Genomic DNA, 11,291 nt, shown 5'->3' with positions numbered 1-11,291 from the left:
AGGGATGGGCGCTGGCCCTCTCGTGCATCGGCTCGCGCCGATACCCTGCCGGGCGACGCGCGCGGCCCAAGGCCGCGCGCTTGTTCGTGAATTGCCCTTGGCTCATACTTGCGGCATAGTTTGCGCATTCAGAGCGGGTAAACCCGCCAGAGCAGAGGCGAGCAGAGACATGAAACTCTCGACCACGATCATTGCCGGGGCAACTGCCCTTGGGCTGGCTGCCTGTGGCGGCGGATCCTCCTATTCCAGCGCGCGGGCGGTCTCCGCGACACCGGTGCTGTTTGCGACCGGTCCGATCTATTCCGCCTGCCGGAGTGGGGGCCGGGATCAGGCCAGCCGGGTGCGGTGTGGATGTGTGCAGGCCGTGGCCAACCAATCGCTGAGTTCCACGGATCAAAGTCGCGGGGCCGGCTTTTTCGGCAATCCGCAGCAGGCTCAGGAGGTACGTCAGTCTGATCGTGCCACGGATGAGCGGTTCTGGCGCCGCTGGAAGGACTACAGCGACAGCGCTGGGCGGCAGTGCTCGTGAGCTAGAGGTCCCTGATCCAGAACTGCAGGGGCTTTTCGGTTTCGTCCCCGTGATCCACGTCTCGCCATGCAAAATAGGACACAACACCGGGAATCCGCGTGTATCCGCGCCCTTCCCAAAAGGATTCAAGGGACCGATACGCACTGGGATAAAGAGGGTGGTCCCGCGACCGTATGACCGAAGCAAAGCACATCTGGCTGTAACCCAGGTCCCGCGCATGGGCTTCGCGCCGATCAAAGAAGGTGTGCCCGACCCCTCGGCCCCGGAAGCGGGGCAACAACACGCTTTCTCCGCAATAAAAGCAGGTGTCGATATCCACGCCACTGCCAGCAAATGCATCCCCGAACGCATCCGCGTGTTCCGCCAGCGGTGCAGCTGTCGCCGCCCCCACCATCCAGTCGCCATCATAGGCAGCCACGATGACCGCGCGGTCGCTTTGCTCGTAAACCTCAAGATAGCGGCGTTCATATGTGATGTCGCCTTCGTACAGGTATGGCCAATCCCGAAAGACCGCGAGGCGCAGCTTTGCCACGTCATCCAGCGCTTCGGTCAGGGCGGGCCCGGTGAGTGTCTCAACCCTCATGCCGCAACCTGTCGCACCCAATCCGCGAGGTTGTAATGCGTGGTGACACGCGCGATTTTGCCATCCCGGATGTCAAAGAACGACCCGGCAGGCAGGGCGTAGGTCTGGCCATTTGCCTCCGGCAATCCCGCATCCGTTTGCAGGTACGTGCCGTTCACGGTGTATTCGGCGGCGGCGCGTGCGCCATCCTTGCCCGAAAAAACAACCATATCGGTCAGCGTTTCAGCGTAGCACTGGTTCATGTGGGCGCAAAACGCCTTGAACAGGTCCTTGCCCCGACGCACCTGCCCCTCGTTCACGTGGTGGGCCACGTCATCTGTCAGACAGGCCAGCATGGCCTCCACATCACCTGCGTTGAACGCCTCGAAGTAGTCGGTCACGATCTGCATCAGCTGACGTCCCTCGCCGGTCCCCAACGCTCAACAAGCCGGGCAATGATCTGGTCGCGGGCGGCGCGGTAGCTCTCCAGCTTCGCATCGCGCGTCTCACCCAAACCTGTCGGGTCAAGGATCGGCCAATATTCGACCTCAAGATGATAGTAGCGCGTCAATTCCAGCGCGCGGCGCTGGCTGGCCGGGCTGAGCGCCACAACCAGGTCGAAGGACGACAGATCGTCGCCCCACTCCTCCATCTCGTCAAAGCTGCGCGAGCGGTGGCGGCTCAGTTCCACATCCAGTTCCTGGCACACAGCGATGGAAAAGCCGTCAATCTCCATGTCGTTCTTGACGCCGACCGATTGGACATAGGTGCCGGTGCCGTAGAACTTCTTCATGATCCCTTCGGCCATGGGGGACCGGACCGCGTTGTGATCGCAGCAAAAGAGGATGGATTGCGGCAGCGCTTTGGTCATCTATCCGCCGAAATGCAGCACGCAGATCAGGGTAAAGAGGCGGCGGGCGGTGTCGGTGTCGACCTCTGCCTTGCCTTCCAACCGCTCCTGCAACACGCGACTGCCCTCGTTGTGGATACCGCGGCGGGCCATGTCGATGGTTTCGATCTGGCTGGGGGGCAGTTTTTTGACCGCCTCGAAATAGCTTTCGCAGATCTGGAAGTAGTCCTTGACCACTTGCCGGAAGGGGCCGAGGGACAGGTGAAACTCGGCCGCCTTCTCGTCAGCTTCGGTGGCAACATCAAAGACCAGACGCTTGTCGCGAATGGACAGACCTACATTGTAGGGCCCCTGCGGTACCGGGCGGCCATCTCGGCCCGGCAGGACAAAGGTATTGTCCTCAAGCAAATCGAACATCGCCACCTTGCGTTCCTGTTCGATCTCGGGGGTTGGGGGCGGTAGGTTGGCATCATCCAACATGATGCGGGCAATTCGGGTCATGGCGCGGGGCCTTCGGCAACGAAACAATCTTTCGCAATGCTTAGGGTCTGGAACCGCGCAATACAATGCCACAATGCCGCGCACCACATTTCATGTCCAAGCGCAGGGATCGCCCTTCTTCTGGCTGAAAATACCTCGGGGGGCGGCGCAGCCGGGGGGCTGGCCCCCCTCTACCCGTTCAACTTGCGCAGTCGGGCCGTCACGGACAGCCCGTGCGCCTCAAGGCTTTCGGAGGCGGCCAACCGCTCTGCCCCCGGACCAATGGCGCGCAGCGCATCGGGCGTCATCTGCGCCAGCGTGGTCCGCTTGACGAAATCCATCACCGATAGGCCGGACGAGAACCGGGCAGAGCGGGCTGTGGGCAGCACGTGGTTGGGGCCACCGATGTAGTCCCCGATCGCCTCCGGCGTCCACTGACCCAGGAAGATAGCCCCGGCATGGGTGATCCTTTCCGACAGGGACACAGGGTCGGCGACACAGAGCTCAAGGTGCTCGGGCGCGATACGGTCCGACAGCTGTGCCGCAACACCAAGGTCCGGCACGGTGATGATCGCGCCGAAGTCCCGCCAGCTGACCCCCGCGATGGCGCGGCGCTCCAGCGTTTCAAGGCGTGCACTCACCGCATCGGCCACCGCCCGGCCAAAGGCGGGATCAGTCGTGATCAGCAGCGATTGCGCGCTTTCGTCATGCTCAGCCTGGCTGAGCAGGTCGAGGGCGATCCAGTCGGGGTCGTTGTCGGCATCCGCGATCACCAGAATCTCGGACGGACCTGCGATCATGTCGATACCGACCTTGCCAAAGACCCGCCGCTTGGCCGCAGCGACAAAGGCATTGCCCGGCCCTGTGATCTTGTCGACAGGCGTAATCGTGTCCGTGCCATAGGCAAGCGCCGCAATCGCCTGCGCGCCCCCGATGCGGTAAATCTCGTCCACGCCGGACAGTTGCGCTGCCAGCAGGACAAGCGGGTTGATGACACCATCGGGGGTGGGCACGGTAATGGTCAGACGTCCCACGCCGGCCACCTTGGCCGGAATAGCGTTCATCAGGACCGAGGACGGATAGCTGGCCAGCCCGCCGGGCACATAAAGACCGGCCGCCGACACCGGCGTCCAGCGCCAGCCCAGCGTCGCGCCCGCGTCGTCTGTCCACTGCGCGTCCTCGGGCATCTGGCGTTCGTGATAGGCGCGGATGCGGGCGGCAGCGAGCGCAAGCGCGTCGCGATCTTCCTGCCCAACCTCTGCCACAGCCTCGACGATCTCGTCCGCGCTGATGCGCAGCGTGTCAGGCGTCAGGGCAATGCGGTCGAAACGTTCGGTCAGCTCAATGACGGCGGCATCCCCCCGCGCCCGCACGTCGGCTATGATGTCGGCCACAACCGCATCCACATCCGGGCTGTCCTCGCGCTTGGCGGACAGAAGGGCGGCAAATTGCGCTTCGAAATCAGCGTCGCTGTAGTCAAGAAACTGGGGCATGGATGTCCTTTCCGGCTGAGGCGGGACATAGCGGGCCGACTGCACAGGCTCAAGGGGCGGGGCGGACGACACGTCCGCCTTACAGATTTAATGTAAGGGGCAGCTTGCTGCACCGGACACATGTTTGAGCGGATGCGCTGGTGATCACCTGTAAGGCGCACCTGTGGTGCGCCGGGCGGAGGGCACCTCCGCCTTACGTGATGGCCCGGATCATGATCAGGTCGGTTTCAGCATGGCCATCGCTCAACGTCGCGTTGGGGATTTGTCCGACTTCTTGAAACCCTGCGCGCGTGTAGAACGCGATGGCACGCCCGTTGCTGGCTGCCACGAACAGTTCCAACTGGCGGATCCCCAAGTCGCGTGCAGCATCCGAAATGCCATCAATGAGTGCACGCGCTGCACCGCTGCCCTGCGCATCGGGTTGGACAAAGAACGCACCCAGCTCAGCCCGGTGCTTTGTCTGCGCCTTGGTGAGAGGGATCAGGCTGCCGATGCCGACAAGGGTCGCAGCACGGAACACGCCAAAGCTATGGCCGATGTCCAAACGCTCTGCAATGGTGTCCAACGGCACAGCCGCAGCTTCATCATAGGTGGTCAGGAACGCCTCAGGATATGTCGACAGCCCCTCAAGCCGCAGCGCGCGCCACGCCGCCGCATCCGCGCCGGTCAACCGGCGCACGGACAGGTCAGTCATCGTGTTTGGGAACGGATTTCGACGGGGCCACGTAGGGTCTGGTCACATCCTTGAGCGTCACGTCAATCGCTTCGACCGACAGGCGCAGCGCCCCATCACCCGCCAACGTCAGCAGGATCTCCCCTGCCCCATCCTCGCCTGCCTCGAACGTGACCGAGAGCAGCGACAGGATCACATCCTTGTCCGACCGGTCCACGCCCTGGCTGGAAACCCGCAAAACGCCATCGAAGGCCAGCAGGGATTGCACACGTTCGGGTGCGTGACGATCTTTGCCTTCATCTTCCCAGCGGAAGCGGTTGACCAGCAGGGCAAAGGACCGCCCACGCGCATCCCAGCGCATTTCCGTGATCGGAAACACCGCATCCTGCACCAACGATGACACCACCTGCAGATCATCCGCATCCAGTGCCCCAAGGTTCAGCGGCGCCTCGCGCCCGTCTTCAAACCGTGCGTCTTGCATCAGTCCCCCGAAATCCGTTCAATATTGGCGCCCACGCCGGACAGCTTGCGCACCACATGTTCATAGCCGCGGTCGAGATGATAGACCCGGGCGACCCGCGTTTCCCCTGTCGCAGCCAGACCCGCGAGGATCAGGCTGACGCTCGCCCGCAAATCCGTTGCCATGACCGGCGCGCCTTTCAGTTGGTCGACCCCCTTCACGGTGGCCGTGCCGCCGTGCACCTCGATATCAGCACCCATGCGCACCAATTCCGGCGCGTGCATGAAGCGGTTCTCAAAAATCTTTTCTTCCAGCACCGATGTGCCCTCGGCCGTGCAGAGCAGCGCCATCATCTGCGCCTGCAGGTCGGTCGGGAAGCCGGGGAAGGGTTCGGTCGTCACATCCACGGCGCGGATGCGCCCGTTCTTGCGCGCGACCTTCAGACCCTTGTCGGTTTCCGTCACGCTGATGCCTGCCGCGTCCAGTTTTTCGCAGAAGGCGCCCACGAGTTCGATCTTGCCGCCGAGCAGTTCAACCTCGCCCCCGCAAATGGCCGGGGCCAGCATGTAGGTGCCCAACTCAATCCGGTCGGTGACAACGCGGTGGGTGGCGCCGTGCAGCTTGTCCACGCCTTGAATGGTGATGGAGGATGTCCCGTCCCCTTCGATCTGCGCGCCCATGGCCCGGAGGCAGGTGGCAAGATCCACGATCTCGGGCTCGCGCGCGGCGTTGTTGATGACCGTGGTGCCCTTGGCGAGCGTCGCCGCCATCATGATGTTTTCCGTTGCCCCGACGGAGGCAAAGGGGAAGTCGATCACCGCCCCCTTGAGCTTGCCCCCATCCGCCTTGGCGTGCAGGTAGCCGTCGCGCAAGTCGATCTCAGCCCCCATCTTGGCCAGACCGTCGGTGTGGATGTCCATGGGCCGCGCACCGATGGCACAGCCACCGGGCAGGGACACCTCGGCATGCCCTTCGCGGGCCAGAAGCGGGCCAAGGACAAGGTTCGAGGCGCGCATCTTGCGCACGATGTCATATTCGGCGCGGGTGTTGATCGCGCCGTGACAGGACATCGCCTGCACCTGCCCGTCCTGCATCGACGTGACCTCGGCCCCGAGCGATTGCAGCAGTTGCGTCATGGTGCGGATGTCCGACAGGCGCGGCGCATTGGTGAGCGTCAGCGGCTCGTCACTGAGCAAGGTCGCCGGCATCAGCGTCAGGCAGGCGTTCTTGGCCCCCGCGATGGGGATCTGCCCGTTCAGGGTGCCGCCGCCCTTGACCAATATGCTATCCATTGTCCTGCTCCTCTTTATTGCCTGCCTGTGCCCGTGCCTTGGCTTGTGCCTTGCGCTTGGCCATGTTTGCCTTTAGCGCCTGTTTGAGCCGCGCGTCGCGGTCGTCTTTTGCCGTGGGCTTGGGTGGGGATTTATCTGCCATGCCGCTTCTGTAACGCAGGGGGCATTTGGCGTCCAGAATGGGCTTGCATGGGTGGCGGTTTGGGGCTATCCCGCCGCGCACGGCGCTGCTGTAGCTCAGAGGTAGAGCACTCCCTTGGTAAGGGAGAGGTCGAGAGTTCGATTCTCTCCAGCAGCACCACCCCTTCCGCTTCCCGATGAAACCATAGAACTCGCAGCAAGCCTCGGGTCTCGACTTACGCGCGCCTCATGCGAGCCACGCTGAGTGCGAGAGTTCGATTCTCTCCAGCAGCACCACCCCTTCCGCTTCCCGATGAAACCATAGAACCCGCAGCAAACCTCAGGTCTCAACTTACGCGCGCCTCATGCGAGCCAAGCTGAGTGCGAGAGTTCGATGCCCTCCAGCAGCATCGTGACCTCTCGGACTCCGCGTGTGCACCGCCCAAGGCTCACCTGCCACAGCACAGGAACGAGCAACCGAAGGTCAGCGTTTGAAATGATGATCAAACATCTCTGGCCACAAAAAAGTGCGGCACAATAAATCACCCGTTAACCTCAACTTGCGAGGATCTTCGTCAGGTCAGGGTTCAGACATGGCACAAGAGCATCGCACATACGTCGCAATCATCGCCACCTGTGCGTTACTGGTGCTCGGCGTTTTTCTTTTTCCGCCGCTTACGACCAGTAGCGAACCTATTGCAGAGGGCATTACCCAGGCTGAATTCGAAGAGTCCGTGACCCAGGAGCTGGCCCATTGCGAAAGTCAGATAAGCAATGTCGATTGCGAATGCTTCGCCAGCATGTCCGGTTACATCCAGTCTCAAAAGGCGGCCAGAGTTCCCTTCGCGGTCTACGCTGACGGCCAAGAGCTTGCCAGAGGCCAAGCATCCAGCAGTTGTTGAAGGGCCGAAACTTGGATCAGCCCACCTAGCCAAGTGGGCTGTTGGTCTGTGCAGCCCGTGATAGAGCGCACCGCGCGCCTACGATGATCCAGTTGCGTGTCGACGTTCGCAGGTTTTCATTGTATCCTTTGGCCAGCACCAAAACGACTGTTCCCGTACGATGCCGCCTTGTGCTTTGAGCAAGGCGCAAATGCTTGTTTTGCAAGCAGACTCTGACGAATGGCAGAAGTTCGCCGACCGCCTTGTGCCGTGACGTCACTTCTACTCGACACGGCTTTGGTCTTTGTCGCACCTAAGCCACAGTACCAAGACCGAATTAATCAAAACCAACAGAAGGAGGCTCCTATGAAACGACGCCCGTTTCTTATCACCGCCCTTGCAACGACTTTTCTCACGGTCCCAGCCTTTGCCGCGGATGTCCCCGATGGAGTGACCCTCGCCGAAGAGCAAACCTTTACCTATCGCGACATTGACGAGTTCTCCTCCCTTGATCCGCAGGTCGTTGAAGACAGGCCTGGTTCTGACATCGCGCGTGACCTGTTCGAAGGGCTTTATAATCAGGATGCAGAGGGAAATACCGTACCTGGTGTTGCGCTGAGCCATGAAGCGTCAGACGATGGCCTGACCTACACTTTCACGCTGCGCGACAACGCAAAATGGTCCGATGGCACGCCTGTGACCGCGGGTGACTTCGTCTATGCCTGGCAGCGCGCCGTCGATCCCGAACTGGCTTCGCCATACGCGTGGTACATGGAACTGATGTCGATCCAGAATGGTGCAGCCATCATCGCCGGCGACATGGGACCCGATGCGCTCGGCGTCTCTGCGACGGACGACACCACGCTGGTGGTGAAACTGTCCCAACCCCTGCCATATTTTTCCAAGATGGTGACCCACGCCACCACCTTCCCGGCCCCCAAATGGGTGATTGAGGAACACGGAAGCCAATGGACGCGCCCCCAGAACATGGTGAGCAACGGCGCCTATGTTTTGACCGAACACGTGCCCAAGGAACGTGCCGTCCGCTCGCGTAACGAGATGTATTGGGACAACGAAAACACGGTGCTGGACAAGGTCACGACACTTGTGATCGGCGACGACGCGCAGGGGCTAACCCGTTGGCGGGCCGGTGAAGTTGACAAAACCGATATCCCGGCAGGCCAGTATCCCGCACTGGCGGAGGAATTCCCGGACGAAGCCTTCGCTCTTCCGGAGCTATGCAACTACTACTTCAACTTTAACCTCGCCTCCGGACCCGAAGCGTTCCAGGACGCACGCGTCCGCCAGGCGCTGGCTCTGGCTGTCGACCGCGAAGTGATCGTGGATCGCGTCTTGCAAGGTGGTCAGTTCCCGGCCTTCTCGTTCACACCAGCCGCAACAGCCGGGTTCGAGACGCCGGATGTCGACATGGCTGGCATGACCCAGGCCGAGCGCGATGCCAAGGCCAAGGAACTTTTGGCAGAGGCAGGCTATGGTGAAGGCGGCGAGCCGCTCAGTTTCACCTACCTCTACAACACCAACGAAGCGCACCAACAGGTCGCCATTGTGGCCAGCCAGATGTGGAAGCAAAAGCTGGGCGTGGATGTGACGCTGGAGAACCAGGAATGGAAAGTGTTTCTTGAAACGCGTGGCGCCCAGAATTACGACATGGCGCGCGGGGCATGGTGCGGCGACTACAACGAGGCGTCGACCTTCCTTGACCTTCTGACCACCGCGTCGGGCTATAATGACGCCAAGTTCTCAAACGCCCGCGTGGATGAGCTTATGGCCGAGGCCAAGTCGTCCAAGGATCCGCAGCCACTTTACACCGAGGTGGAACAAATCCTTGCGGCAGAGATGCCGGTCATCCCGATCTACCACTACTCGACCAACATGATGCTGTCCGAGAGCATCCAGGGTTGGCCTGTCAACAATGTCGAGCAGAATTGGTACGCCAAGGACCTGTATCGCGTCGCCGACTGACGCGACCGCAAACCCTACGCCCCGGCCCGGTGCCGGGGCGTAACAGCGGGGCATTTCCCCCGCCGGAACCTCGGAGCCCACAATGCTCAATTACACCCTTCGCCGTCTGTTGATGGTGATCCCGACGCTGTTGATCCTCGTGATCTTTGCGTTCTACCTGATGCGCCTTGCGCCGGGTGGACCTTTCACCTCGGAACGCCCCCTGCCGCCCGCCGTCATGGCCAACGTGCTTGAACGCTATGGCATGGATGAACCGCTGCATGTCCAGCTTTGGACCTACATCAAGAACATCATCTGCTGCTTTGATTTCGGCCCCTCCTTTGCGCAAAAGGACCGGACCGTGAACGACGTCATCACGCAGGGCTTTCCCGTGACGTTGACCTACGGGTTCTGGTCAGCTGTCTTCGTGCTGGCGCTGGGTGTGCCGCTGGGGATCATCGCGGCGCTTCGGCACAACGGGTTCTGGGACTACACGATGACCGGATTGGCCATCTTCTCCCAGATTTTCCCGAACTTCGTTTTGGCACCGCTGCTGGTGCTGCTCTTTACACTCTCGTGGGGCCTTTTGCCGGGCGGCGGCTGGAACGGGGGACAGTGGCAATATATTGTAATGCCCGCCATCGCGCTTGGTACGTCCTACATGGCGTCTGTCGCGCGCCTGACACGGGGATCGATGCTGGAAGTCCTTGGCTCACCCTATATCCGCACGGCCCGCGCCAAGGGCCTGCCCGAGCGGACAATCATCCTGCGCCATGCGCTCAAGCCAGCGCTGCTGCCAACGCTGACCTATATGGGGCCGGTCTTTGTCTACATGATCACCGGATCGGTTTTTGTCGACGTGTTCTTTTCCACCGGTGGCATCGGGCAGGACTTTATCGACGGGGCCTATAGCCGCGACTATTCGATCCTGCTGGGCCTTGCGATCCTGTATGCCGTTTTGACCTTTGCGCTGACACTGGCGGTTGACCTGCTTTATGCTTGGATCGACCCCAAGGTGCGGGCGGGCCTGTCATGATCGGAGCTGTCAAACGTCGCCTGAACTCCGCCACCTTCGCCGATGAACGCGCCGGAGAGATGGTCGCCTCCCGCTCGTTCTGGGCGGATGCGGGGCGGCGGTTCCTGCGCAATCGCATGGCCGTGTTTTCGGTGGGGATGCTGAGCGTCCTGGTTCTGTTCGCCATCTTCGGCAACCTGTTCTCCCGCTGGTCCTTTGAAGAGATCGACTGGAACGTGTTGGGCCGCATCAAGCAAGACGGTGGCCCGTCGCTGGAAAACGGTCACTGGTTTGGTGTGGATGAGCTGGGCCGCGACCTGTATGCCCGCGTTGTGCAAGGCACACGCACGTCGCTGCTGGTGGGCATCATCGCGGGTCCGGTCTCGGTGATCCTGGGCGCCACGCTGGGGGCACTGTCTGGCTACTATGGTGGGCGTTTTGACCGTACGGTGCTGGGCGCTTACACGATCTGGCTGGCGATCCCCTACATCATCTTCTTTGTTGTCTGGCAGGCCTTCTTTGGCCGTTCGATGAGCCAGATGATCCTTGTCATCATCCTCGTGAACTGGACGGCTGGCCTGCTGATCGTGCGGGGGCAGGTGATGATGCTGAAGAACCGCGAGTTTGTCGACGCCGCGCGGATGCTGGGCATGTCGGACCTTGCCATCATCTTCCGCCACTTGGCCCCCAACGTGCTGTGGGTGGTGGTGATCTACACCTCGCTCGTCATCCCCGAGGTCATCATGATGGAAAGCCTCGTGTCCTTCCTTGGCGTTGGTATTCAGGAACCCAATACGTCGCTGGGGGCGCTTCTGTCTGAAGGGGCCAGCACCATGACCTTTGGCACCCTGTGGCAGTTGGGCTTCCCGGCGGCAATCTTCGTGCTGGCCCAGGTCTCGCTGTTCTATATCGGCGACGGGCTGCGGGACGCGCTCGATCCGAAGGAGCGTTGAGATGAGCCAATTGAACACCAC

General features: G+C 61.5%; 14 protein-coding genes and 1 tRNA gene. 6 read left to right on the top strand and 9 right to left on the bottom strand.

What is annotated here, in order from left to right:
- The first annotated feature begins 169 nt into the window (after positions 1 to 169).
- Positions 170 to 529 carry a hypothetical protein gene (locus Q1A75_RS16805; protein WP_299551473.1) on the top strand — a complete coding sequence of 120 codons (360 nt, stop codon included), beginning with the start codon at positions 170 to 172 and terminating at the stop codon, positions 527 to 529.
- 1 nt (position 530) lies between these two features.
- Here Q1A75_RS16805 and Q1A75_RS16800 read toward each other — a convergent pair whose 3' ends face one another.
- The 9 genes from Q1A75_RS16800 to Q1A75_RS16760 form a co-directional block, all read right to left on the bottom strand.
- Positions 531 to 1,112, bottom strand: coding sequence for a GNAT family N-acetyltransferase (locus tag Q1A75_RS16800; RefSeq protein WP_299551471.1), 582 nt, complete (start codon positions 1,110 to 1,112; stop codon positions 531 to 533).
- Positions 1,109 to 1,504 (bottom strand): ketosteroid isomerase-related protein, encoded by a 396-nt coding sequence (locus Q1A75_RS16795; RefSeq protein ID WP_299551479.1) that lies wholly within the window; start codon positions 1,502 to 1,504, stop codon positions 1,109 to 1,111. Before Q1A75_RS16795 ends, Q1A75_RS16800 begins: the two co-directional genes overlap by 4 nt.
- Positions 1,501 to 1,962: a low molecular weight phosphatase family protein gene (locus Q1A75_RS16790; protein WP_299551468.1), complete on the bottom strand. Its 462-nt coding sequence runs from the start codon at positions 1,960 to 1,962 to the stop codon at positions 1,501 to 1,503. Before Q1A75_RS16790 ends, Q1A75_RS16795 begins: the two co-directional genes overlap by 4 nt.
- A complete protein-coding gene (locus Q1A75_RS16785) occupies positions 1,963 to 2,442 on the bottom strand; it encodes a UPF0262 family protein (RefSeq protein WP_299205767.1) in 480 nt (159 codons plus the stop codon).
- Positions 2,443 to 2,612: 170 nt separating this feature from the next.
- Complete coding sequence (gene hisD / locus Q1A75_RS16780; RefSeq protein WP_299551465.1) at positions 2,613 to 3,914, bottom strand: histidinol dehydrogenase; 1,302 nt, start codon at positions 3,912 to 3,914, stop codon at positions 2,613 to 2,615.
- A gap of 193 nt (positions 3,915 to 4,107) precedes the next feature.
- On the bottom strand, positions 4,108 to 4,608 hold the full coding sequence (locus tag Q1A75_RS16775) for a GNAT family N-acetyltransferase (protein ID WP_299551462.1): 501 nt from the start codon (positions 4,606 to 4,608) through the stop codon (positions 4,108 to 4,110).
- Positions 4,601 to 5,068, bottom strand: a complete 468-nt coding sequence (locus Q1A75_RS16770) for a DUF2948 family protein (protein ID WP_299551459.1) — start codon at positions 5,066 to 5,068, stop codon at positions 4,601 to 4,603. Before Q1A75_RS16770 ends, Q1A75_RS16775 begins: the two co-directional genes overlap by 8 nt.
- Entirely contained in the window at positions 5,068 to 6,339 is a 1,272-nt protein-coding gene (gene murA / locus Q1A75_RS16765; protein WP_299551456.1) for a UDP-N-acetylglucosamine 1-carboxyvinyltransferase, read from the bottom strand. Before murA ends, Q1A75_RS16770 begins: the two co-directional genes overlap by 1 nt.
- Complete coding sequence (locus Q1A75_RS16760; protein ID WP_299551454.1) at positions 6,332 to 6,481, bottom strand: hypothetical protein; 150 nt, start codon at positions 6,479 to 6,481, stop codon at positions 6,332 to 6,334. Before Q1A75_RS16760 ends, murA begins: the two co-directional genes overlap by 8 nt.
- Positions 6,482 to 6,565: 84 nt before the next feature.
- On the opposite strand from Q1A75_RS16760, the gene Q1A75_RS16755 reads away from it, so the two are divergent.
- The 5 genes from Q1A75_RS16755 (at position 6,566) to Q1A75_RS16735 (ending at position 11,270) form a co-directional block, all read left to right on the top strand.
- Positions 6,566 to 6,640, top strand: a tRNA-Thr gene (locus tag Q1A75_RS16755).
- Between the two features lie 412 nt (positions 6,641 to 7,052).
- Entirely contained in the window at positions 7,053 to 7,361 is a 309-nt protein-coding gene (locus Q1A75_RS16750) for a hypothetical protein (protein ID WP_299551451.1), read from the top strand.
- A 345-nt stretch (positions 7,362 to 7,706) separates the two neighbouring features.
- On the top strand, positions 7,707 to 9,323 hold the full coding sequence (locus Q1A75_RS16745; protein ID WP_299551448.1) for a peptide ABC transporter substrate-binding protein: 1,617 nt from the start codon (positions 7,707 to 7,709) through the stop codon (positions 9,321 to 9,323).
- A gap of 82 nt (positions 9,324 to 9,405) precedes the next feature.
- The gene (locus tag Q1A75_RS16740; protein ID WP_299551445.1) at positions 9,406 to 10,338 is read left to right on the top strand and encodes an ABC transporter permease subunit; all 933 of its coding nucleotides are present in this window, start codon (positions 9,406 to 9,408) and stop codon (positions 10,336 to 10,338) included.
- The gene (locus Q1A75_RS16735; RefSeq protein ID WP_299551442.1) at positions 10,335 to 11,270 is read left to right on the top strand and encodes an ABC transporter permease; all 936 of its coding nucleotides are present in this window, start codon (positions 10,335 to 10,337) and stop codon (positions 11,268 to 11,270) included. The genes Q1A75_RS16740 and Q1A75_RS16735 overlap by 4 nt, the downstream gene beginning before the upstream one ends.
- Positions 11,271 to 11,291: the final 21 nt, after the last annotated feature.

This window comes from uncultured Tateyamaria sp. (genome assembly GCF_947504105.1).
Lineage (GTDB): Bacteria > Pseudomonadota > Alphaproteobacteria > Rhodobacterales > Rhodobacteraceae > Tateyamaria.
This window is presented reverse-complemented; position numbering and strand designations above follow the sequence as displayed.